Raw genomic sequence first — 23653 nt, 5'->3', positions numbered from 1 at the left:
CTGAGGTTGTATGCTGAAAAAGATTACCCGACGCCGATTTGTCTCTTCTTTATCCGTCCTGGCTGCCATGCCGCTGCTGTCGCCCCGCTCTGTGCGGGCGGCAACCGGGAAGACGGTTTCTGTCGATCGCTACAACAATAACGACTGGATCGCCGCCTTTAAGCAGGCATTTACCGAGGGCGATACCGTTGTTGTTCCCGCCGGGTTAACCTGTGAAAACATCAATACCGGCATTTTCATTCCTGATGGCAAAACCCTGCTGATCCGCGGTGCGCTGAAGGGCAACGGCCGGGGGCGGTTTGTGCTCCAGGAAGGCTGTAAGGTCATTGGGGAAGGAGAGGGGCGCACGCATAACATTACGCTGGACGTGCGTGGCTCCGACTGTGTCATTAAAGGGCTGGCGATGAGCGGCTTCGGCCCCGTCACCCAGATCTACATCGGCGGTAAAAAGCCGAGAGTGATGCGTAACCTGCTTATCGATCGCATTGCCGTGAGCCAGGCCAACTACGCCATTCTGCGCCAGGGTTTTCATAATCAGGTGGACGGTGCGCGCATTACCAACAGTAAATTCAGCCACTTGCAGGGTGACGCGATTGAGTGGAACGTGGCGATTAACGACCGCAATATCCTGATCTCTGACCACGTGATCGATAACATCAACTGCACAAACGGCAAGATCAACTGGGGGATAGGCATTGGGCTGGCTGGCAGCACGTACGACAATGACTATCCGGAACAGCAAACCGTTAAAAACTTCGTGGTGGCAAATATCACCGGCAGCAACTGTCGGCAGTTGGTCCATGTTGAAAACGGTAAACACTTTGTGATCCGTAATATCAAGGCCAGCAATATTACCCCCGACTTCAGTAAAAAGGCCGGAATTGATAACGCAACGGTAGCTATTTATGGCTGTGATAATTTCGTTATTGATAATATCGATATGGTGAACAGCGCCGGAATGTTAATCGGGTATGGCGTGATCAAGGGCGATTATCTGTCGATACCGCAAAACTTCAAACTTAACGATATTCGCCTGGATAACCGACAGCTTGCCTATAAGCTGCGCGGGATACAGATTTCTTCCGGCAATGCCACCTCGTTTGTTGCCATCACCAACGTCAACATGCAGCGGGCAACGCTTGAGCTGCACAACAAGCCACAGCATCTTTTCTTGCGTAATATCAACGTGATGCAGGAGTCAGCGACGGGACCAGCGCTTAAGATGAACTTCGACTTGCGCAAAGACGTGCGCGGGAAGTTTATGGCCAAAAACGAGACGCTGTTGTCGCTCGCGAACATAAAAGCGGTAAATGAAAAGGGGCAGAGTTCGGTAGATATTGATCGGGTCGATCAACACGTGGTGAATACGGAACGGTTGAATTTTGCGCTGCCGCACAGGTAATCCTACAGCCTATTTTGCGACTATTCCTGGTACGGAATCGCGATCTATTCAGATTACAACTACTGTAATTTGTGGTGGGGTGACCTAGGATTACTTCATATTTACGGCAAAACATGCTGGCGAAAACAGGTTTAAAAGCTATAATTCGTCAACCATTTTAAGGTGGAAGAAATAATGATTAATTTGAAAGCAGTCATAACGGTAGCGGGTTTGGGCATGCATATGTTGCCCGCCACAAAGGCCATTCCTAAAGAGATGCTGCCGATCGTTGACAAGCCGATGATTCAGTACATCGTCGACGAGATTGTTGCTGCGGGGATCAAAGAAATCGTTCTGGTGACGCACTCTTCGAAGAATGCCGTTGAGAACCACTTCGACACCTCTTATGAACTCGAGGCGCTGCTTGAGCAGCGTGTTAAGCGCCAGCTTCTGGCAGAAGTTCAGTCTATCTGTCCTCCTGGCGTGACCATCATGAACGTGCGTCAGGCGCAGCCGCTGGGCCTGGGCCACTCCATCCTGTGCGCACGCCCGGTGGTGGGGGATAACCCGTTCATCGTCGTTCTGCCCGATATCATTATTGATACCGCCTCTGCTGATCCGCTGCGTTATAACCTGGCGGCAATGGTGGCGCGTTTCAACGAAACGGGCCGCAGCCAGGTACTGGCTAAGCGCATGAAAGGCGATCTGTCCGAATACTCTGTTATCCAGACTAAAGAAGCATTGGAGACGGAAGGGCAGGTAAGCCGTATCGTTGAATTTATCGAAAAACCGGATCAGCCGCAGACGCTGGACTCAGACCTGATGGCGGTTGGCCGCTACGTGCTGAATGCAGATATCTGGGCCGAGCTGGAGAAAACCGCGCCGGGCGCCTGGGACCGAATTCAGCTGACCGATGCGATTGCCGAGCTGGCGAAAAAGCAGTCCGTTGATGCGATGCTGATGACCGGCGACAGCTACGACTGCGGAAAGAAAATGGGGTATATGCAGGCGTTTGTGAACTATGGCCTGCGTAACCTGAAGGAAGGGGCGAAGTTCAGAAGCCGGATTGAGAAGCTGCTGGCTAACGACTGATAGCTCCTCGCAGGCATAATCGGTTTACGAGCGACAGCCATCATTTTGTTATGTGGTTACATAACTAAAATGATGGCTGTCGCTTTTTTGTTATTAATTCCTATGATAACAGAGAGTTATCTGCTTTATATCTGGACTGATTTGTAACGATTTGTGCTTGTTTCTGATGTGATTTAGGACGACAATTAACGCAAGTTTTGTCTGTAATCAGACTGTAAATCTTTTATTCAAACGTCGCTCAGTGCACTGGTAGCTGTCAAGCCAGGGGCGGTAGCGTGCAAAATTTGTGAAACCGTAATTAAGACAGTGGTTTCTCGATTGCCAATATCTCTATATCTCCATTAGACGGATTAGTTAACGTGAAAATTCTTGTGACGGGCGGGGCCGGTTTCATCGGTTCAGCGGTTGTACGACATATTATTAAAAATACCCAGGACGAAGTCGTTAACGTGGATAAATTGACGTATGCTGGCAACCTGGAGTCGCTTAACGATGTCAGCGGCAGCGACCGTTATGCCTTTGAGCATGCGGATATTTGTGATAAGTCGGCTATGGATCGTATTTTTGCCGAGCATAAACCGGATGCGGTAATGCACCTGGCGGCAGAAAGTCACGTTGACCGTTCCATTACCGGTCCGGCTGCGTTTATTGAGACCAACATCATTGGCACCTATGTGCTCCTGGAAGCGGCCCGCGCTTACTGGTCTACGCTGGGTGATGCAGCAAAAAAAGCGTTTCGCTTCCATCACATTTCTACCGATGAAGTGTACGGCGACCTGCCGCACCCGGACGAGCATCCGGCTTCTTCCGACCTGCCGCTCTTCACTGAAACCACAGCCTATGCGCCAAGCAGCCCATACTCAGCCTCTAAAGCGTCCAGCGACCATCTGGTCCGCGCCTGGCTGCGTACCTACGGTTTCCCGACGATTGTCACCAATTGTTCAAACAACTACGGTCCGTATCATTTCCCGGAAAAGCTTATCCCACTGGTAATCTTGAACGCGCTGGACGGAAAAGCGTTGCCGATTTACGGCAAAGGCGACCAGATCCGCGACTGGCTATATGTCGAAGACCATGCACGTGCGCTCTATACCGTTGTTACTCAGGGTAAACCGGGGGAGACATACAACATCGGTGGGCATAACGAAAAGCAAAATCTGGACGTGGTGCACACTATTTGCGATTTGCTGGATGAGATCGTGCCGAAAGAAGGCTCCTACCGCGATCAGATCACTTACGTTGCTGACCGCCCGGGGCATGACCGTCGCTACGCGATTGATGCGCACAAAATTGGCGTTGAGCTTGGCTGGAAGCCTGAGGAAACATTCGAAAGCGGAATTCGTAAGACTGTTGAATGGTACCTGAGCAACCAGGAGTGGGTTTGCAACGTAAAAAGCGGTGCTTACAAAACCTGGATCGAACAGAATTACGGGGAACGTCAATAATGAACATCCTTCTGTTCGGCAAAACAGGGCAGGTGGGTTGGGAGCTACAGCGCGCGCTGGCCCCACTGGGCAACCTGATTGCGCTTGACGTGCATTCAAAGGATTACTGCGGCGATTTTAGCAACCCTGAAGGGATTGCTGAGACGGTTCGTAATATTAAACCTGATGTGATCGTCAACGCAGCTGCACACACCGCAGTGGATAAAGCAGAATCTGAGCCAGAGTTTGCGCAGTTACTGAATGCGACAAGCGTTGAGGCTATCGCGAAAGAAGCTGCAAAGATCGGTGCCTGGGTTGTGCACTTCTCCACGGATTACGTCTTCCCGGGTGATGGCGAAACGCCATGGAGTGAAACGGACGCGACGGCGCCGCTCAATGTGTATGGTCAGACCAAGCTCGACGGCGAAAAAGCGCTTCAGGCATATTGCGCTAAGCACCTGATTTTCCGTACAAGTTGGGTTTATGCTGGCAAAGGTAATAACTTTGCAAAAACAATGCTTCGCCTGGCGAAAACGCGTAAAGAACTTTCAGTGATCAACGATCAGGTTGGTGCGCCAACAGGCGCTGAGTTACTGGCTGACTGTACCGCCCATGCAATCCGTGTGGCGATGGTTAAACCGGAAGTAGCTGGTCTTTATCATCTAGTAGCATCGGACACGACCACCTGGTATGACTATGCCGCGTTAGTATTCGATGAAGCCAGAAAAGCGGGGATTGAACTGGAAATTGAAAAACTCAATGCCGTTCCAACCACCGCGTATCCTACGCCTGCGCGTCGTCCTCAGAATTCGCGTTTAAATACAGAGAAATTCCAGCATAACTTTGGCCTTGTATTACCGGCATGGGATGTGGGCGTTGGTGATGCTGCCAACTTACTGATTTAGTGTATGATGGTGTTTTTGAGGTGCTCCAGTGGCTTCTGTTTCTATCAGCTGTCCCTCCTGTTCAGCTACTGACGGGGTGGTGCGTAACGGCAAAAGCACTGCCGGACATCAGCGCTATCTCTGCTCTCACTGCCGTAAAACATGGCAACTGCAGTTCACTTACACCGCTTCTCAACCCGGTACGCACCAGAAAATCATTGATATGGCCATGAATGGTGTTGGATGCCGGGCAACCGCCCGCATTATGGGCGTTGGCCTCAACACGATTTTACGTCACTTAAAAAACTCAGGCCGCAGTCGGTAACCTCGCGCATACAGCCGGGCAGTGATGTGATTGTCTGCGCTGAAATGGACGAACAGTGGGGCTACGTCGGTGCTAAATCACGTCAGCGCTGGCTGTTTTACGCGTATGACAGGATACGGAGGACGGTTGTGGCGCACGTATTCGGTGAACGCACTCTGGCCACACTGGAGCGTCTTCTGAGCCTGCTGTCGGCCTTTGAGGTCGTGGTATGGATGACGGATGGCTGGCCGCTGTATGAATCCCGCCTGAAGGGAAAGCTGCACGTTATCAGCAAGCGTTACACTCAGCGCATTGAGCGACATAACCTGAATCTGAGACAACATCTGGCAAGGCTGGGACGGAAGTCACTGTCGTTCTCAAAATCGGTGGAGCTGCATGACAAAGTCATCGGGCATTATCTGAACATAAAACACTATCAATAAGTTAGAGTCATTACCTCGATAATTTATCAAATTCTAATCTGTCGGTAATTAAACGAATAAATGAACTTTGCGGTGAGTCGTTTTGCTTCTATAAAGGAGATATACTTGATAGCAATGTCTTGAATGAAATATTTCGATCTCACTCTATCGAAAGTGTTATACATTTTGCTGGGTTAAAATCTGTCAGTGAATCTATTTCTAAACCTATAAAGTACTATAACGATAATATTTCCGGGACTTTGAATTTACTTAATGTGATGAATTTTTTTGATGTTAAAAAAGTAATATTTAGTTCATCAGCTACGGTTTATGGTCAACCCCAAAAAATACCGTTAACAGAGCAGTGTCCTATTGGTGGGACAACAAATCCTTATGGGACGAGTAAATTCATGATTGAAAAGATCTTGATGGACCTTTCAACTAGTGATGCAGAATGGGATATAACAATTTTAAGATATTTTAATCCTGTCGGCGCGCATCCATCTGGTTTATTAGGGGAAGAACCTAAAGGAACACCAAATAATCTAGTTCCTTATTTAACGAAGGTTGCAATTGGTGAGTTGGAATCACTCTCTATTTATGGTAATGATTACAATACTGTAGATGGCACCGGAGTTCGGGATTTTATTCATGTATGTGACCTTGCCACTGGGCACATTTCGGCTCTGGAAAATATGTCAGGAACCAAACTGAAAATTTATAACTTGGGTACTGGAGTTGGGACATCTGTTTTGAATTTAATCAAAACATTTGAAAATGTTAATAAGGTTTCTGTTCCTTATTCAATTACAGCAAGAAGAGATGGGGATATTGGCGAATGTTGGGCGGATGCTACTTTAGCAATGAGAGAATTAAAATGGAAAGCTAAATATGATCTGGCTGATATGCTTAGGCATGCCTGGAATTGGCAGATTAAAAACCCTAGTAGGCGTAAGTGATATATGTTTGTGATCAAGCGTAACTTTTTACAATAAAATCATTTTTTAGGATTTTTATTATCTCTTCTATATTATTTCAGTTTAGGTTATTATATTACAAATTTGTAGCCGCGCATAAGCCGTGGTGACCACACCTGACAGGAGTATGTAATGTCCAAGCAACAGATCGGCGTTGTCGGTATGGCAGTGATGGGGCGCAACCTGGCGCTCAACATCGAAAGCCGTGGTTATACCGTCTCCGTTTTCAACCGTTCCCGTGATAAGACCGAAGAAGTCATCGCTGAGAATCCAGGCAAGAAACTGGTTCCTTTCTATACGGTTAAAGAGTTCGTTGAGTCTCTGGAAACACCTCGTCGTATCCTGTTAATGGTGAAAGCGGGCGCAGGTACCGATGCTGCTATCGATTCACTGAAACCGTATCTGGATAAAGGCGACATCATTATCGATGGCGGTAACACCTTCTTCCAGGACACCATTCGTCGTAACCGTGAACTGTCTGCTGAAGGCTTCAATTTCATTGGTACCGGCGTATCCGGCGGTGAAGAGGGCGCTCTGAAAGGTCCATCCATCATGCCTGGCGGTCAGAAAGAAGCGTACGAACTGGTCGCGCCTATCCTGACTAAAATCGCAGCCGTAGCTGAAGACGGCGAGCCGTGCGTGACCTATATCGGTCCTGATGGCGCTGGTCATTACGTGAAAATGGTTCACAACGGCATTGAATATGGCGACATGCAGCTGATTGCTGAAGCTTACTCCCTGCTGAAAGGTGGCCTGAACCTCTCCAACGAGGAGCTCGCAGAGACCTTTACCGAGTGGAACAAAGGCGAGCTGAACAGCTATCTGATCGACATCACCAAAGATATCTTCACCAAGAAAGATGAAGAGGGTAAATACCTGGTTGATGTGATTCTGGATGAAGCTGCGAACAAAGGTACCGGTAAATGGACCAGCCAGAGCTCTCTGGATCTGGGTGAGCCATTATCCCTGATCACCGAATCCGTATTTGCACGTTATATCTCTTCTCTGAAAGAACAGCGCGTTGCAGCGTCTAAAGTGCTGTCTGGCCCGCAGGCTAAACCCGCTGGTGATAAAGCGGAGTTCGTAGAAAAAGTTCGTCGCGCGCTGTATCTGGGTAAAATCGTCTCTTACGCGCAGGGCTTCTCTCAGCTGCGCGCGGCATCTGACGAGAATAACTGGGATCTGAACTACGGTGAGATTGCGAAGATCTTCCGTGCCGGTTGTATCATTCGCGCTCAGTTCCTGCAAAAAATCACCGATGCTTATGCTGAAAATGCAGGTATCGCGAACCTTCTGCTGGCGCCTTACTTCAAGCAGATTGCAGACGAATATCAGCAGGCGCTGCGTGATGTTGTTGCGTACGCGGTGCAGAACGGTATCCCGGTTCCGACCTTCTCCGCAGCGGTGGCATATTACGACAGCTATCGTGCTGCCGTTCTGCCAGCGAACCTGATTCAGGCACAGCGTGACTACTTCGGTGCGCATACCTATAAGCGTACGGATAAAGAAGGTGTGTTCCACACCGAATGGCTGGATTAATCTGATTTAACTCAGTCTGATAGCATGGCCCGGTGAGTCTCACCGGGCTTTTTTTATCGCTTTCAGGCCCATGTTGACTTACTTTCTCCAGCCAACCACTTTCATTGCCGCATAAATCACTACATTTATCCCTTTCTGAAGCAAGGCATTCGTCTTGACAGTCCCTCAACTTAAGAGGTAAAAACCTCAACAGTTGTTTATTGCGGTGGTGTGCTTACGCCTCCAGAAACTCAAACTTGAAGAAGTTAAACGAATGAAAATAACTATCTCCGGAACAGGCTATGTTGGTCTCTCAAACGGTATTCTGATTGCACAAAACCATGAAGTGGTTGCGCTGGATATCGTGCAGGCAAAAGTGGACATGCTTAACCAGAAGAAGTCCCCGATCGTCGATAAAGAGATTGAAGAATACCTCACGACCAAACCGCTGAACTTCCGCGCTACCACGGACAAAGAAGATGCTTACCGCGATGCGGATTTCGTCATCATCGCCACCCCAACTGACTACGATCCTAAAACTAACTACTTCAATACCTCAACCGTTGAAGCGGTGATTAAAGACGTTACGGCAATCAACCCGAACGCAGTGATGATCATCAAGTCGACGATTCCAGTGGGCTTCACCAAATCGATTAAAGAAGAGTTGGGTATTGATAATGTCTTCTTCTCGCCGGAATTTCTCCGCGAGGGCAGGGCGTTATACGATAACCTGCACCCATCCCGTATCGTGATTGGCGAGCGTTCCGAGCGTGCAGAGCGTTTTGCTGCGTTGCTTCAGGAAGGCGCAATCAAAAAAGATATTCCGGTCCTGTTCACCGATTCCACAGAAGCTGAGGCCATTAAGCTTTTCGCCAATACCTATCTGGCGATGCGTGTGGCTTACTTCAACGAACTTGACAGCTATGCCGAGAGCTTAGGTCTGAACACCCGTCAGATCATCGAGGGCGTGTGTCTTGACCCGCGTATCGGTAACCATTACAACAATCCGTCCTTCGGTTACGGTGGTTACTGCCTGCCAAAAGATACCAAGCAGCTGCTGGCAAACTATCAGGCAGTGCCGAACAACCTGATTTCCGCCATTGTGGATGCCAACCGCACGCGTAAAGACTTCATCTCGGATTCCATTCTCGCGCGTCAGCCGAAAGTGGTGGGCGTATATCGCCTGATCATGAAGAGCGGTTCCGATAACTTCCGCGCTTCTTCCATTCAGGGGATCATGAAGCGTATTAAGGCGAAGGGCGTGCAGGTCATTATTTATGAACCGGCGATGCAGGAAGATGAGTTCTTCCATTCGCGTGTGATCCGCGATCTGGATGCGTTTAAGAAAGAAGCGGATGTAATTATCTCCAACCGTATGGCGGAAGAGCTGGCGGACGTGAAAGATAAAGTCTATACCCGCGATTTGTTCGGCAGTGACTGATCAAAATCGTGATATAAAAAAACCCGGCGCTCTGCCGGGTTTTCTGTTTTTAAACGTTATAGAAGTTGCGGTACCAGTCGACGAAGTTTTTCACGCCTTCTTTGACTGAGGTTTGTGGTTTAAACCCAATAACGTCATACAGCGCTTTGGTGTCCGCACTGGTCTCCAGCACGTCCCCCGGCTGGATCGGCATCATATTTTTCACCGCTTCTTTGCCCAGCGCCTCTTCAAGCGCGGTGATGTAATCCATCAGTTCGACAGGTGAACTGTTACCGATGTTATACACGCGATACGGGGCAGAGCTGGTTGCTGGCGAACCGGTTTCGACTGTCCAGTCGGCATCGGCCTGAGGAATAACGTCCTGTAGGCGAATAATCGCCTCCGCAATATCATCGATATAGGTGAAGTCGCGCTTCATCTTGCCGTAGTTGTATACGTCGATGCTGTTGCCTTCAATCATGGCGTTGGTGAATTTAAACAGCGCCATGTCCGGGCGCCCCCATGGGCCATAGACGGTAAAGAAGCGCAGGCCAGTGGTCGGCAGATTGTACAGATGCGAATAGGTATGCGACATCAGCTCATTGGCTTTTTTGGTTGCGGCATACAGGGATACCGGATGGTCTACGGAGTCGTCAGTAGAAAACGGCATCTTACGGTTGAGGCCGTATACAGAGCTGGATGAAGCATACAGAAGATGCTGAACCTTGTTGTGGCGACAGCCTTCCAGCACGTTCAGGTGACCTGCCAGGTTCGCATCCGCGTAGGCATGCGGGTTTTCCAGTGAGTAACGCACGCCCGCCTGTGCGGCAAGATGGATCACGCGGTCAAATTTCTCATTGGCGAAGAGCGCAGCCATGCCCTCGCGGTCCGCTAAGTCCAGCTTGTGGAAGGTGAAACTCTCGGATTTGAGCAGCTCGAGGCGAGCGAGTTTGAGGTTAGGGTCATAGTAATCATTCAGATTATCAAGCCCAACAACTTCATGCCCTGCATCAAGCAGGCGCTTGCTGACATGAGAACCGATAAAGCCCGCAGCGCCAGTTACCAGAAATTTCATAGTTTCCTCATTTAGTTTGTGTTCTTGTTGATGCCACTGGGCATCAAAGTTCATCTATGATAACGCGTTGGAATCTGATGTAGCCCCCTGAAACACCGGACAGTAGCTGTATCTCCAGATAAGAGATAGGCTTGAATATATGTCTAACACTAACGCCAATTTTGAGATGACCGGGATCCTGTTAGGGCAAGAAGTCCGTAAACGTAAAACTCCTCAGGAGAAGATCGCCATTATCCAGCAGACGATGGAGCCGGGTATGAATGTCTCCCATGTCGCCCGCCTGCATGGTATCCAGCCCAGCCTGCTGTTTAAGTGGAAGAAGCAATATCAGGAAGGCAGCCTCACCGCCGTTGCGGCTGGAGAGGAAGTCGTTCCTGCTTCTGAGCTTACTGCTGCTCTGAAGCAGGTCCGGGAGCTTCAGCGCCTTCTGGGCAAGAAAACGATGGAAGTTGAGATCCTGAAAGAAGCCGTGGAGTACGGTCAGTCGCGAAAATGGATAGCGCACGCGCCCTTGTTGCCAAAGGACGGGGAATAGCCATGGTCAGCCGGACCATGGGCGTGTCGCGTGCGCAACTGTCACTGCGGATTAACCGTTCTGCCGACTGGCAGGACAGGCGCTGTAACCGGCGTAATGAAGAAGCAGACGCAGAAATACTGTCGGCTATCCTCAACATTATCAGCGATATGCCGAGTTATGGTTATCGACGCGTGTGGGGCATCCTGCGCAAGCAACGTCGCACAGAGGGACAGCCACCTGTGAATGCCAAACGGCTTTACAGGATAATGAGCGAGCATAACCTGTTGTTGTTGCATCACAAACCAGAGCGACCGAAGCGTGAACATAAGGGCAAGATAGCGGTGGCAGAAAGCGATATGCGCTGGTGTTCAGATGGCTTCGAGTTCGGCTGCGACAACGGCGAAAAACTGCGGGTAACGTTCGCGCTGGACTGCTGCGACCGTGAGGCCATAGACTGGGCAGCAAGCACGGGAGGCTATGACAGTTCGACCGTGCAGGATGTGATGCTGAGGTCGGTGGAAAAGCGCTTCGGCGACAGGTTGCCCGACACAGCGGTGCAGTGGCTGACGGATAACGGTTCAGCGTATACCGCGTATGAAACGCGGAGGTTCGCGAGAGAGCTGAATCTGGAGCCCTGCACAACAGCGGTGAGCAGCCCGCAGAGTAATGGCATGGCCGAACGGTTCGTGAAAACGATGAAAGAAGACTATATCGCGTTCATGCCAAAACCGGATGTGAGAACAGCACTGCGAAACCTTGCAGTAGCGTTCACGCATTACAATGAAAACCACCCGCACAGCGCGCTGGGATATCACTCCCCGAGGGAATACCGGCGGCAGCGGACATCGTTAACTTAAGATACAAAAGCTGTTCGGAGATGGAGGGTCAAGATCAATAACGCGTTGGAATCAACATACATAACCCATCTTTCCGATATAACTCATCGGATTCTTATAGAAAATTCGCCAGCAACGGATACACTAAGGAAGGTGCGAACAAGTCCCTGATATGAGATCATGTTTGTCATCTGGAGCCATGGAACAGGGTTCATCATGAGTCATCAACTTACCTTCGCCGACAGTGAATTCAGCAGTAAGCGCCGTCAGACCAGAAAAGAGATTTTCTTGTCCCGCATGGAGCAGATTCTGCCATGGCAAAACATGGTGGAAGTCATCGAGCCGTTTTACCCCAAGGCTGGTAATGGCCGGCGACCTTATCCGCTGGAAACCATGCTACGCATTCACTGCATGCAGCATTGGTACAACCTGAGCGATGGCGCGATGGAAGATGCTCTGTACGAAATCACCTCCATGCGTCTGTTTGCCCGGTTATCCCTGGATAGCGCCCTGCCGGACCGCACCACCATCATGAATTTCCGCCACCTGCTCGAGCAGCATCAACTGGCCCGTCAATTGTTCAAGACCATCAATCGCTGGCTGGCCGAAGCAGGCGTCATGATGACCCAAGGCACTTTGGTGGATGCCACCATCATTGAGGCACCCAGCTCTACCAAGAACAAAGAGCAGCAACGCGATCCGGAGATGCATCAGACCAAGAAAGGCAATCAGTGGCACTTTGGCATGAAGGCCCACATTGGTGTCGATGCCAAGAGTGGCCTGACCCACAGCCTGGTCACCACCGCGGCCAACGAGCATGACCTCAATCAGCTGGGTAATCTGCTGCATGGAGAGGAGCAATTTGTCTCAGCCGATGCCGGCTACCAAGGGGCGCCACAGCGCGAGGAGCTGGCCGAGGTGGATGTGGACTGGCTGATCGCCGAGCGCCCCGGCAAGGTAAGAACCTTGAAACAGCATCCACGCAAGAACAAAACGGCCATCAACATCGAATACATGAAAGCCAGCATCCGGGCCAGGGTGGAGCACCCATTTCGCATCATCAAGCGACAGTTCGGCTTCGTGAAAGCCAGATACAAGGGGTTGCTGAAAAACGATAACCAACTGGCGATGTTATTCACGCTGGCCAACCTGTTTCGGGCGGACCAAATGATACGTCAGTGGGAGAGATCTCACTAAAAACTGGGGATAACGCCTTAAATGGCGAAGAAACGGTCTAAATAGGCTGATTCAAGGCATTTACGGGAGAAAAAATCGGCTCAAACATGAAGAAATGAAATGACTGAGTCAGCCGAGAAGAATTTCCCCGCTTATTCGCACCTTCCCTAAGGAAACAAGATTATGTTTGCCCTTTTTTATCTGTTAGGGATTGTATGACGCAAAACAACAACAACCTGGTCACACGCAACAATGACCCGGAGCAAATTGATTTACTGGATTTAGTGCTACAGCTGTGGCGTGGTAAGTGGGTAATTGGGGCATTTGTTGCTGCTTTCATTGTTCTCGCCGTTGTTTATATCACTGTAGTTAAAGAAAAATGGACATCATCTGCCATCATAGCTCAGCCTGATGCTGCACAAATAGCTACCTATTCCAATGCGTTGAATATTCTCTATGGTGGCGCAGCGCCTTCCATGCTGGATATTCAGAATCGTGCTATTGGTCGTTTTAATTCCTCTTTCTCGGCATTAGCACAGGCGCTGGAGAATCAGGAAGATCCGGAAAAACTGACTATTGAGCCTACCGTAAAAGGGCAAAGTTTACCTTTAACCGTAAGCTATCAGGGCGAATCCGCTGATGCAGCTCAAAAGCAATTAGCTCAGTATATTCAGCAGGTTGATGAGCAGACGGCTAAAGAACTGACGCTTGACCTCAGAGATAACCTCAAGCAGCAGATCACAACCTTGAACGACTCCCTTCAGAACCAGGAGAAAGTGGCTCAGGAGCAGAAAGATCTGCGTATCAAACAGATCTCTGAAGCTTACAAGAATGCGGAAGCAGCTAAGATTAGTACTCCACAGCTCCAGCAAACGCAGGATGTCACTCAGGAAACCATGTTCCTGCTGGGTACCGTAGCGCTCAAGTCAATGATTGATAACGAAGCGTCACGTCCGCTGGTCTTCTCAGGCGCTTACTACCAAACCAAACAGAACTTACTGGATATCCAGAACCTCAACGTTAACCCAGACACTATTCACGTCTATCGTTACGTAATGAAACCTAACCTGCCTATCCGTCGTGACAGCCCTAAAAAGGCCATCACCCTCATCCTTGCCGTTCTCCTCGGCGGGATCATCGGTTCTGCTGTCGTCCTCGGCCATAACGCGCTGAGAAACTACAAGCCAAGAGCCTGATTTACACACAAAAAAGACCGGGTTTCCCCGGTCTTTTTTTATTTATGTCGTTTCCGCAAATTCTCAATCACCGTCGTTAAATCCAGCTCCTGATCCTGAAGCAGCACCAGCAGGTGATACATTAAATCCGACGCTTCGTTCGTCACCTCCTCCCGATCATGCACGGTGGCCGCCAGCGCCGTTTCAACACCTTCTTCACCCACCTTCTGCGCAATACGCTTGGTGCCGCTGGCGTACAGCTTCGCCGTGTACGAGCTCTCGGGATCCGCTGATTTACGCTCTGCCAGCAGCTGTTCCAGCTGATAGAGAAACAGCCACTGGTGGCTCGCCTCGCCGAAGCAACTGCTGGTGCCTTTGTGGCAGGTCGGCCCAATCGGGTTGACCAGCACCAGCAGGGTGTCGTTGTCGCAGTCTGGCGTAATGCTGACCACATTCAGGAAATGACCCGAGGTTTCCCCTTTCGTCCACAGGCGCTGTTTGGTGCGCGAGAAAAACGTCACCTTGCCGCTGTCGAGCGTTTTTGCCAGTGCCTCCTGGTTCATGTATCCCAGCATCAGCACTTCGCCTGAAACGGCATGCTGTACAACCACCGGCAGTAATCCGTCAGTTTTTTCCCAGTCCAGCTGCGCCTGTTGTTGCTCTGTTAACATACCCTGATCTCCACGCCCTGGTCGGCCAGGTACGTTTTTAACTCACCAATATTGATAATCTGTTTGTGGAATACGGAAGCGGCCAGCGCGCCGTCTACGTTCGCATCGCGGAAGGCTTCAAGGAAGTGTTCCATGGTGCCTGCGCCGCCGGAGGCAATCAGCGGAACCTGGCAGACCGCGCGCACTTTTTTCAGCTGCTCGAGGTCGTAACCGTTGCGTACGCCGTCCTGGTTCATCATGTTCAGCACGATTTCACCTGCACCGCGTTTTTGTACTTCCTGCACCCAGTCCAGCGTCTCCCATTGGGTGACGCGCGTGCGGCTTTCATCGCCGGTGTACTGGTTAACGTGATATTTGCCTGTCGCGGTATCAAACCAGGTGTCGATCCCCACGACAATGCACTGCACGCCAAAGCGGTCCGCCAGACGCGTAATCAGCTCCGGATCTGCAAGCGCAGGGGAGTTAATCGAAATTTTGTCCGCACCGAAAGAGAGAATTTTCGCCGCATCGTCAGCAGATTTAATCCCGCCCGCCACGCAGAAGGGAATATCAATCACCTCTGCCACGCGCGCCACCCAGCTTTTGTCCACCACGCGGCCATCGCTGGAGGCGGTGATATCGTAAAATACCAGTTCGTCTGCGCCTTCTTCGGCATAGCGTTTTGCCAGGGGAACGATGTCGCCAATGATCTCGTGGTTGCGGAACTGCACGCCTTTTACAACCTGACCATCACGCACGTCCAGGCAGGGAATTATCCGTTTTGCCAGCATTGAATCGCCTCCTTCACCGTAAATTTGCCTTCCAGCAGCGCGCGACCCACGATCACGCCACGTACACCGGTTCCGCGCAGAGCGGCGATATCCGCCAGGTCGCCGATACCGCCAGAGGACTGAAATGCCACCTGCGGATAACGCGCGCAAACCTCTTCATACAGCGAGACGTTAGAGCCTGCGAGCGTACCATCGCGTGAAATATCCGTGCACAGGACGTGCTTAAGCCCTACCGGGAGATACATCCCGACCAGCTCTTCCAGCGTTACGCCGGAGTTTTCCTGCCAGCCGCTGACTGCGACCTGCTTGTTACCCTGCGCGTCAATGCGCACATCCAGCGCCAGCACCAGCGCATCCGCACCGAAGCGGCGGAACCAGCCCTTGACACTCTCAGGATCTTTCACAGCGGTCGAACCGACTACCACGCGAGCCACGCCGGCGTCCAGTAAGGCGGCAACATCGGCTTCCGTACGCACGCCGCCGCCCACCTGCACCGGGACGTCCACGCCAGCCACCAGTGTTTTAAGCAGCGGGATCTGGCGTTTGGCCGGATCTTTCGCGCCGGTCAGATCGACCAGGTGCAATACCTCAGCGCCCTCCGCGGCGTAAGCCTGTAACCGCGGCAGCGGGTCGTTGCCGTAGTCGCGCTGCTGCCCGTAATCGCCCTGGTGGAGACGAACAACCGTGCCGTCAATTAAATCTAAAGCGGGAATTATCATCACATCTCCAGGAAATTTTTCAGCAGTTGCGCACCGGCGGCGCCGGAGCGTTCCGGGTGAAACTGCACGCCGTAAAAGTTATCTTTCTGCACGGCGGCGGTGAACGCCTCGCCGTAATTGCACTGGGCGATGGTGTAGGCATTCACGGGCATGGCGTAGCTGTGGACGAAATAGAAGTACGCGCCGTCTTCAATACCCTGGAACAGCCTGTTGCCCGCCTTCGGATAAACGCGGTTCCAGCCCATGTGCGGCAGCGGCAGGCCGTGGTCGGTCATTTTCGGCACGTCTTCTTCAATAATGCCCAGCAGATCAACGCCGTTGCTCTCTTCGCTGCGGCGGCCAAGCAGCTGCATGCCGAGGCAAATGCCCAGCACCGGCTGAGTACAGGCTTTGATGAGATCCACCAGCTCGCGCTCATGGATCTGATCCATCGCCGCCTGGGCGGTGCCAACGCCCGGCAGAAAGAGTTTATCCGCACGCAGCACCACGTCCGGGTCGCGGCTCACCACCGGCTCGTAGCCGTGGCGCATAATCGCCGACTGTACGGAGTTCAGGTTGGCGCATCCGGTGTCCAGAATCACCACGTTCATTACAGCACTCCTTTCGACGAGGGCAGGGCGTCACCTTCCACGCGGATCGCCTGGCGCAGGGTACGGCCAAAGGCTTTGAACAGGCTCTCGACGCGGTGGTGATCGTTTTTGCCTTTGGTTTTCAGGTGCAGCGTCAGACCCATAGTGTAAGAGAGCGAGCGGAAGAAGTGTTCCACCATCTCGGTGCTGAGATCGCCCACGCGCTGGTAGGTAAAGTCGGCTTTGTATTCAAGGTGCGGACGCCCGGAGATATCCATCGCGCAGCGCGCCAGGCACTCGTCCATCGGCAGAACAAAGCCGAAGCGGTTGATACCGCGCTTGTCGCCTAGCGCCAGCTTCAGGGCTTCGCCCAGCGCCAGGCCGGTATCTTCCACGGTGTGGTGATCGTCGATATACAGGTCGCCCTTAACGGTGATCTCCATACGGAAGCCGCCGTGAGTGGCGATTTGATCCAGCATGTGGTCAAAGAAACCGACGCCGGTGTGGATCTTGCTGCCGCCTTCGCGGTCCAGCCAGACCTTCACGTCGATCTGCGTCTCTTTGGTGTTGCGTTCAACGTGGGAATAGCGGTCGCGTCGGGTGAGCTGCTCGCCAATCATCGCCCAGTTTAGCGTGTCGCGGTTATAGCGCAGGCCCGCAATGCCCATGTTGTCCGCCAGCGTGATATCCGTGACGCGATCGCCGATCACATAGCTGTTGCCTTTATCCAGCGCCTCTTCCGCCAGATAACGCTCAACAAGCTTCACTTTTGGCTTGCGGCAGTCGCACTCGTCGGCAGGCATATGCGGGCAGATCAGCACTTCGTCGAAGGCGATGCCCTGCGAGGTCAGCACCTGCATCATCAGGTTGTGCGGGCCGTCAAAGTCTACCTGCGGGAAGCTGTCGGTGCCCAGACCGTCCTGGTTGGTGATCATCACCAGCTTATAGCCTGCTTTCTGAAGCTTCAGCAGCACCGGGATCACGTCGGGTTCAAACGCCAGTTTGTCGAAACGATCGACCTGAAAATCGCTGGGTGGCTCCGAGATGATGGTGCCGTCACGATCGATAAAGAGATACTTCTGACTCATACTTTCTCCGCTTTCAGGGCGTCAATCACGCGCTGGCTCTCTGCACGGGTGCCGACGGTAATACGCAGGCAGCCGCTCAGGGTAGGTTGTTTATTCTGGTCTCGTAAGATAATGCCCTGATCCCACAACGATTTAAATATCGCGCTTGAGGCGGTGAAGCGCACCAGGATGTAGTTGGTTTCCGAGTCGAACACCTGCTCCACGCACGGAATCGTTTTAAGGGCATCGACAAGATACTGACGCTCTTCCAGGATCTGCGCCACACGCTCGCGCATCGCGCTGATGCCCTGCGGGGCCAGCGCCTGTGCCGCAATATCGGCAACCGGCGTTGAGAGCGGATACGGGGCAATCACTTTCAGCAGCAGGTCGATAACCGCTTTATTCGCCAGCGTAAATCCACAGCGAAGGCCGGCGAGGGCGAAGGCTTTGGAAAGGGTACGCAGCACAACGAGATGCGGATACTCCTCAAGCCAGCCTGCCAGCGTCGCCTGCGGGCAGAACTCAATATAGGCTTCATCAGCGACGACCAGGGCCTTGCCGCGCGTCATCTCCAGCAGGGTGCGGATATCCTGCGGATGAATAATCTGCCCGGTGGGGTTGTTCGGGCTACAGACAAACACCACCTTCACGCCGTCGAGGTTATCGGCGATGCCCTGCAAATCCAGCTGCCAGTTGTCGAGCGCCTGCACGTTGCGGCAGGACACGCCAAAGGTTTCGGCGCTGACGCTGTACATCCCGTAGGTAGGCTGGCAGTACATCACCGCGTCTTTACCCGGCTCACAGAAGGCGCGGATCAGCAGCTCAATCCCTTCATCAGCCCCACGGCTGACCAGCACCTGCTCAGGCTTCACGCCTGCATACTGCGCATAGTTCTCGATCACCGCTTTCGGCTGACACTCCGGGTAGCGGTTCAGCGTCTGCTGCGAGAGCTCAAAGGCCACCGCCGTGGGATATTCATTGGCATTCAGCCAGACGTCGCCGTTCCCGCCCAGACGACGCGCAGACTGATAGGGCGTCAGGCGACGGACATTTTCGCGGGCTAATTCTTCGATGTTCATGCTTGCTCCTTCAGGGCGGCAACGCGCAGCGTCACGGCATTTTTGTGGGCAGTCAGGCGCTCGGCGGCGGCCAGGGTTTCAATGGTCGACGCCAGCGAGGCAAATCCCTCGCGGGAGAGTTCCTGCACGGTCATGCGCTTCTGGAAATCCGCCAGCCCCAGGCTGGAGCAGGTTGAGGTATAGCCATACGTCGGCAGCACGTGGTTGGTGCCGGAGGCGTAATCCCCGGCGGATTCCGGTGACCAGTCGCCGAGGAACACCGAGCCTGCGCTGGTTATGCTGTCGACCAGTTCGCGCGCGTTGCGAGTCTGAATAATCAGGTGCTCAGGACCGTACTGGTTGGAGATGGCGATGCACTGGTCGAGATCGCGGGCCACAATCAGGCGGCTGGCGGATAACGCCTGACGCGCCGTTTCCGCCCGCGGCAGATCAGCCAGCTGACGCTCAACGGCGTCGCCCACGCGTTTTGCCATGTCGGCATCTGGCGTCAGTAAAATCACCTGCGAGTCAGGGCCATGCTCGGCCTGCGAGAGCAGGTCAGAGGCCACGAAATCCGGCGTGGCGCCGCTGTCGGCAATCACCAGCACTTCAGACGGACCGGCAGGCATATCAATCGCCGCGCCGTCCAGACGCTGGCTGACCTGACGCTTCGCTTCGGTCACGTAGGCATTGCCCGGGCCAAAGATTTTGTCGACCTTAGGAATGGAACCCGTCCCGAACGCCAGGGCAGAAATCGCCTGCGCACCGCCTACTTTATAGATCGCCTGCACGCCGCACAGCTTCGCCGCATACAGGATCTCGTCGGCGATCGGTGGCGGAGAGCAGAGCACCACCTTCTGACAACCGGCAATACGTGCCGGGGTGGCCAGCATCAGGACGGTCGAAAACAGCGGGGCAGAGCCGCCAGGAATATAGAGGCCGACGGACGCCACCGGGCGCGTCACCTGCTGGCAGCGTACGCCGGGCAGGGTTTCCACATCCACCGCCTGCAATTTCTGCGCGGTGTGGAAGGTATCAATATTTTTCACCGCGACGGCCATCGCCTGTTTGATGTCATCACCCAGACGATTGCTGGCATCAATGATTTCCTGCTCGGTAACCTGTAACGCGTCGACCTCAGTTTTATCAAACTTCGCGCTGTACTCGCGCAGCGCGTCGTCCCCGCGGGCTTTGACGTTATCGAGGATCTCCGCCACAGTGCGGGTGATGCTCTCCGAGGCGGAAATTGCCGGGCGCATCAGCAGCTCGCGCTGTTGCGCGTCGCTACAGGTATTCCAGTCGATGATTGTGTTAAAGCTCATGGTCGTTACTCCATCATCTTCTCAATTGGCAGCACCAGAATGGAACTTGCGCCCAGCGCTTTCAGTTTTTCCATGGTTTCCCAGAACAGGGTTTCGCTGCTGACCATGTGCATCGCCACGCGCTGCTGGTCGCCCGCCAGCGGCAGAATGGTTGGGCGCTCAGCGCCCGGCAGCAGGGCAATCACTTCGTCCAGGCGCTCGGTCGGCGCATGCATCATGATGTATTTGGATTCACGCGCCTGAATCACGCCCTGAATGCGGGTCAGCAGCTTGTCGATGAGCTGCTGTTTGGCGTCGGCCATCTCGCCGTCGCGCTGAATCAGGCAGGCTTTGGAGCGGTAGATCACCTCCACTTCGCGCAGGCCGTTCGCTTCGAGCGTGGCGCCGGTGGACACGAGGTCACAGATGGCATCGGCAAGGCCCGCACGCGGCGCCACTTCAACAGAGCCGTTCAGCAGACAGGATTTAAACTGCACGCCTTTTTGATCGAGGTAACGCTTCAGCAGGTGAGGGTAAGAGGTGGCGATACGTTTGCCGTTCAGCGCGGCCGGGCCGTCCCAGGCTTCATCGACCGGCGTAGCCAGCGACAGGCGGCAGCCGCCAAAGTCCAGACGACGCAGGGTAAAGTAGCGCGGATCTTCGCCCTGCGCGCGGCGGGTTAATAACTCTTCTTCCAGTACGTTTTCGCCGATGATGCCGAGATCAACGACGCCATCCATCACCAGGCCCGGGATATCGTCATCACGTACGCGCAGAATGTCGATCGGCATATTTTCAGCCAGGGCGATCAGGCGCTGGGTGTGCAGGTTGATTTTAATCCCGCAGCGGGCCAGCAGTTCGCGTGAATCGTCGCTTAAACGGCCTGATTTTTGAATAGCTATGCGTAAACGTGAGTTATCTAACATTCTGTGTTCCTCGTTAACCTGTTTTAACCTGTCTGAATGCGGTCCAAAAAAAAGCCCCCGGAAGAAGATCTTCCGGGGGCTTTTTCATGCGTTCATGCACCACTGGAAGATCCAAACGTCTTCCAGCACACATCGCCTGAAAGACTAGTCAGGATGATGGTGATGATGGTGGTTTTTAAAAGGAACGCGTGTCATATAAATTCTCGTTGAATGCTTATGCATTTGATGTCTTTTAACCTAAACCAGTTGTACGCCATAAAGCAAGGGCTTTTTTTGATCATTAATTCATTTCATATTGATGGTATGAATTGTGCGTTCCACCAGGCTGGCGTAGCCTTATAACAGGCATCGTTAAGCGGAGAATGTAATGAAAAAGGTCGCGATTGTCGGGTTAGGATGGTTAGGAATGCCACTGGCGATGTCATTAGCCGCGAAAGGCTGGCAGGTGACAGGGAGTAAGACCACCCGAGATGGGGTTGAAGCGGCACGCATGTGCGGCATTGATGGTGTCGAGCTGCGTCTCGAACCCGAGCTTATCTGCGATACCGACGAGCTGGATGAACTGATGAATGTGGACGCGCTGGTCATTACCTTACCGGCGCGGCGCAGCGGCCCGGGTGAGTCTTTTTACTTGCAGGCGGTGCAGGAGATCGTCGACAGCGCCCTGGCGCACCATATCCCGCGTATCATTTTCACCAGCTCCACCTCCGTCTATGGCGATATCGACGGTACGGCGAAAGAAAACACCGAGCGCCGTCCGGTGACCGCCAGCGGCCGGGTACTGAAAGAGCTGGAAGACTGGCTGCACAATCTGCCTGGCACGCAGGTGGATATCTTACGCCTGGCCGGACTGGTGGGGCCGGGGCGTCATCCGGGGCGCTTCTTTGCCGGTAAATCCGCGCCGGATGGCCAGCACGGGGTTAATCTTGTGCATCTTGAGGATGTTATCAGCGCAATAGAACTGCTTTTGCAGGCTCCGAAAGGGGGGCACATCTATAATATATGTGCGCCCTTGCATCCGCCGCGCAGTACCTTTTATCCGCTGATGGCGCGCCAGCTGGGTCTGGCGCCGCCGGTATTCAGCGAGGCGCAGGGGGAACGCAAAGGCAAAATTATTGATGGTAATCGTATTTGCCATGAACTGGGATTTGAATATCAGTATCCCGATCCGCTGGTTATGCCCATGGAATAATTGCGCCGGCGGAGACAATCGCACACCGCAAGGGGGCGAAGATGAAACCGCTGCTGGATGTTCTTGTTATTCTGGATGCGCTGGAAAAAGAGGGGAGCTTTGCCGCCGCCTCGGCGAAGCTCTATAAAACCCCTTCGGCTCTGAGCTACACCGTGCAAAAGCTCGAGAGCGATCTTAATATCCAAATCCTTGACCGCACCGGGCATCGCGCGCGTTTCACCCGTACAGGGCAGATGCTGCTGGAAAAAGGGCGTGACGTGCTGCATACGGTTCGCGAACTGGAAAAACAGGCCGTCAAACTTCACCAGGGCTGGGAAAATGAGCTGGTGATTGGGGTTGATGATACATTCCCTTTCTCCCTGCTTACCCCGCTTATTGAGGCGTTCTATCAGCGCCACAGCGTCACCCGGCTGGTTTTTATCAATGGCGTGCTGGGCGGTTCCTGGGAGGCCCTGACGCAGGGCAGGGCGGATATCATCGTTGGGGCGCTGCATGAGCCTCCCCAGTTGAGCGAATTTGGTTTTGCGCGGCTCGGTGTTCTGGAGCAGGTTTTTGCCGTTGCGCCTCATCACCCGCTGGCGAATGAACCGGAGCCTGTTACCCGACGCGTCATTAAAAACTATCGCGCCATTGTGGTTGGAGACAGTTCTCGCCCCGAATGCGGCATTTCATCGCAGCTGCTGGATGAGCAGGAGGCCATCACCGTTTTTGATTTTAAAACCAAGCTGGAGCTGCAAATAAGCGGCCTGGGGTGCGGTTACCTTCCCCGTTATTTAGCGCAGCGGTTTATTGACAGCGGAGCGCTGGTGGAAAAACAGGTTTTAGCGCAAAGCAGTAACGAATCGGTATGGGTAGGCTGGAATGAACAGACCGCCGGGCTTGCCAGCGCCTGGTGGCGAGACGAAATTTTAGCAAATAGTGCTATCGCCACAGTTTACGCTCAGGCAGATGATGGGAAATCAATCAGTTAGTAAAATTAATTTATGGGCAGGTTTCTCAATGTATTGCCTTTTGTATCTGGAATAGGGCAAAATGCCGCCGCTGCAAACAAATGAATAATCGACGATATAAAAGGCGTCGGTTATTTTTTTTTGCATGTACGAAACGAAACTAAAAACCAAGAGGCCGGGCTTCGTACCGGATAGATATTTACTAAAATCCGACAGTTGTTGTCGCTGA

22 protein-coding genes, 1 pseudogene and 1 other annotated feature are annotated in these 23653 nt (G+C 52.8%); of the genes and pseudogenes, 13 read left to right on the top strand and 10 right to left on the bottom strand.

Annotated features, from left to right (window positions below; genetic code table 11):
* Positions 1-10: 10 nt before the first annotated feature.
* From wcaM to ugd, 8 genes and pseudogenes are all read left to right on the top strand, one after another.
* Entirely contained in the window at positions 11-1402 is a 1392-nt protein-coding gene (gene wcaM / locus AC4OVU_RS14165; RefSeq protein WP_063624465.1) for a colanic acid biosynthesis protein WcaM, read from the top strand.
* A 174-nt stretch (positions 1403-1576) separates the two neighbouring features.
* A complete protein-coding gene (gene galF / locus AC4OVU_RS14160; RefSeq protein ID WP_491928721.1) occupies positions 1577-2473 on the top strand; it encodes a GalU regulator GalF in 897 nt (298 codons plus the stop codon).
* A 359-nt stretch (positions 2474-2832) separates the two neighbouring features.
* Positions 2833-3918: a dTDP-glucose 4,6-dehydratase gene (rfbB, locus tag AC4OVU_RS14155; protein WP_491928720.1), complete on the top strand. Its 1086-nt coding sequence runs from the start codon at positions 2833-2835 to the stop codon at positions 3916-3918.
* On the top strand, positions 3918-4802 hold the full coding sequence (rfbD, locus tag AC4OVU_RS14150) for a dTDP-4-dehydrorhamnose reductase (protein ID WP_491928719.1): 885 nt from the start codon (positions 3918-3920) through the stop codon (positions 4800-4802). The genes rfbB and rfbD overlap by 1 nt, the downstream gene beginning before the upstream one ends.
* A gap of 28 nt (positions 4803-4830) precedes the next feature.
* A protein-coding gene (locus AC4OVU_RS14145) for an IS1 family transposase (protein WP_223429336.1) occupies positions 4831-5528 on the top strand; the annotation gives its coding sequence in 2 pieces (ribosomal slippage) (positions 4831-5080 and positions 5080-5528; 699 coding nt in all).
* 26 nt (positions 5529-5554) lie between these two features.
* Positions 5555-6466, top strand: a pseudogene (gene galE, locus AC4OVU_RS14140) (UDP-glucose 4-epimerase GalE); the annotation flags it as partial.
* Positions 6467-6616: 150 nt separating this feature from the next.
* Entirely contained in the window at positions 6617-8023 is a 1407-nt protein-coding gene (gene gnd, locus AC4OVU_RS14135) for an NADP-dependent phosphogluconate dehydrogenase (protein WP_023303973.1), read from the top strand.
* A 253-nt stretch (positions 8024-8276) separates the two neighbouring features.
* The gene (gene ugd / locus AC4OVU_RS14130) at positions 8277-9443 is read left to right on the top strand and encodes a UDP-glucose 6-dehydrogenase (protein WP_110292756.1); all 1167 of its coding nucleotides are present in this window, start codon (positions 8277-8279) and stop codon (positions 9441-9443) included.
* A gap of 49 nt (positions 9444-9492) precedes the next feature.
* On the opposite strand, the gene AC4OVU_RS14125 is transcribed toward ugd, so the two are convergent.
* Positions 9493-10497: an NAD-dependent epimerase gene (locus AC4OVU_RS14125; RefSeq protein ID WP_110292755.1), complete on the bottom strand. Its 1005-nt coding sequence runs from the start codon at positions 10495-10497 to the stop codon at positions 9493-9495.
* A 166-nt stretch (positions 10498-10663) separates the two neighbouring features.
* On the opposite strand from AC4OVU_RS14125, the gene AC4OVU_RS14120 reads away from it, so the two are divergent.
* The 3 genes from AC4OVU_RS14120 to wzzB all read left to right on the top strand — a co-directional run bounded on the left by AC4OVU_RS14120 (position 10664) and on the right by wzzB (position 14222).
* Positions 10664-11871, top strand: a protein-coding gene (locus AC4OVU_RS14120; protein ID WP_089617520.1) for an IS3 family transposase whose coding sequence is annotated in 2 segments (ribosomal slippage) — positions 10664-10985 and positions 10985-11871 — 1209 coding nt in all. Because the reading frame shifts where the segments join, the coding sequence is not laid out codon by codon here.
* Between the two features lie 195 nt (positions 11872-12066).
* Positions 12067-13047 carry an IS5-like element IS5 family transposase gene (locus AC4OVU_RS14115; protein WP_213060656.1) on the top strand — a complete coding sequence of 327 codons (981 nt, stop codon included), beginning with the start codon at positions 12067-12069 and terminating at the stop codon, positions 13045-13047.
* A gap of 194 nt (positions 13048-13241) precedes the next feature.
* Positions 13242-14222 carry an LPS O-antigen chain length determinant protein WzzB gene (wzzB, locus tag AC4OVU_RS14110; RefSeq protein ID WP_110292754.1) on the top strand — a complete coding sequence of 327 codons (981 nt, stop codon included), beginning with the start codon at positions 13242-13244 and terminating at the stop codon, positions 14220-14222.
* A 38-nt stretch (positions 14223-14260) separates the two neighbouring features.
* Here wzzB and hisIE read toward each other — a convergent pair whose 3' ends face one another.
* From hisIE to hisL, 9 genes are all read right to left on the bottom strand, one after another.
* Positions 14261-14872: a bifunctional phosphoribosyl-AMP cyclohydrolase/phosphoribosyl-ATP diphosphatase HisIE gene (gene hisIE / locus AC4OVU_RS14105; RefSeq protein ID WP_110292753.1), complete on the bottom strand. Its 612-nt coding sequence runs from the start codon at positions 14870-14872 to the stop codon at positions 14261-14263.
* Entirely contained in the window at positions 14866-15642 is a 777-nt protein-coding gene (gene hisF / locus AC4OVU_RS14100; protein ID WP_003859481.1) for an imidazole glycerol phosphate synthase subunit HisF, read from the bottom strand. The genes hisIE and hisF overlap by 7 nt, the downstream gene beginning before the upstream one ends.
* On the bottom strand, positions 15624-16361 hold the full coding sequence (gene hisA, locus AC4OVU_RS14095) for a 1-(5-phosphoribosyl)-5-[(5-phosphoribosylamino)methylideneamino]imidazole-4-carboxamide isomerase (protein ID WP_015572395.1): 738 nt from the start codon (positions 16359-16361) through the stop codon (positions 15624-15626). Before hisA ends, hisF begins: the two co-directional genes overlap by 19 nt.
* Entirely contained in the window at positions 16361-16951 is a 591-nt protein-coding gene (hisH, locus tag AC4OVU_RS14090) for an imidazole glycerol phosphate synthase subunit HisH (protein ID WP_015572396.1), read from the bottom strand. The genes hisA and hisH overlap by 1 nt, the downstream gene beginning before the upstream one ends.
* The gene (gene hisB / locus AC4OVU_RS14085; RefSeq protein ID WP_015572397.1) at positions 16951-18018 is read right to left on the bottom strand and encodes a bifunctional histidinol-phosphatase/imidazoleglycerol-phosphate dehydratase HisB; all 1068 of its coding nucleotides are present in this window, start codon (positions 18016-18018) and stop codon (positions 16951-16953) included. Before hisB ends, hisH begins: the two co-directional genes overlap by 1 nt.
* Positions 18015-19076, bottom strand: coding sequence for a histidinol-phosphate transaminase (gene hisC, locus AC4OVU_RS14080; RefSeq protein ID WP_059295492.1), 1062 nt, complete (start codon positions 19074-19076; stop codon positions 18015-18017). Before hisC ends, hisB begins: the two co-directional genes overlap by 4 nt.
* The gene (gene hisD, locus AC4OVU_RS14075) at positions 19073-20377 is read right to left on the bottom strand and encodes a histidinol dehydrogenase (protein WP_017693108.1); all 1305 of its coding nucleotides are present in this window, start codon (positions 20375-20377) and stop codon (positions 19073-19075) included. Before hisD ends, hisC begins: the two co-directional genes overlap by 4 nt.
* Before the next feature lie 5 nt (positions 20378-20382).
* On the bottom strand, positions 20383-21282 hold the full coding sequence (gene hisG, locus AC4OVU_RS14070) for an ATP phosphoribosyltransferase (protein ID WP_000886595.1): 900 nt from the start codon (positions 21280-21282) through the stop codon (positions 20383-20385).
* Positions 21283-21327: 45 nt separating this feature from the next.
* Positions 21328-21451 (bottom strand) — a sequence feature (His leader region).
* Positions 21427-21477, bottom strand: coding sequence for a his operon leader peptide (gene hisL, locus AC4OVU_RS14065; RefSeq protein WP_099516347.1), 51 nt, complete (start codon positions 21475-21477; stop codon positions 21427-21429). (Overlaps the previous feature by 25 nt.)
* 172 nt (positions 21478-21649) lie before the next feature.
* On the opposite strand from hisL, the gene AC4OVU_RS14060 reads away from it, so the two are divergent.
* Together AC4OVU_RS14060 and AC4OVU_RS14055 are read left to right on the top strand one after the other, a co-directional pair.
* Positions 21650-22474, top strand: a complete 825-nt coding sequence (locus tag AC4OVU_RS14060; protein ID WP_110292751.1) for an SDR family oxidoreductase — start codon at positions 21650-21652, stop codon at positions 22472-22474.
* A 41-nt stretch (positions 22475-22515) separates the two neighbouring features.
* Positions 22516-23445: a LysR substrate-binding domain-containing protein gene (locus AC4OVU_RS14055; RefSeq protein WP_015572401.1), complete on the top strand. Its 930-nt coding sequence runs from the start codon at positions 22516-22518 to the stop codon at positions 23443-23445.
* The last annotated feature ends 208 nt before the right edge of the window (positions 23446-23653 follow it).

It is taken from the genome of Enterobacter sp. 6722112 (assembly GCF_058661685.1).
This window is presented reverse-complemented; position numbering and strand designations above follow the sequence as displayed.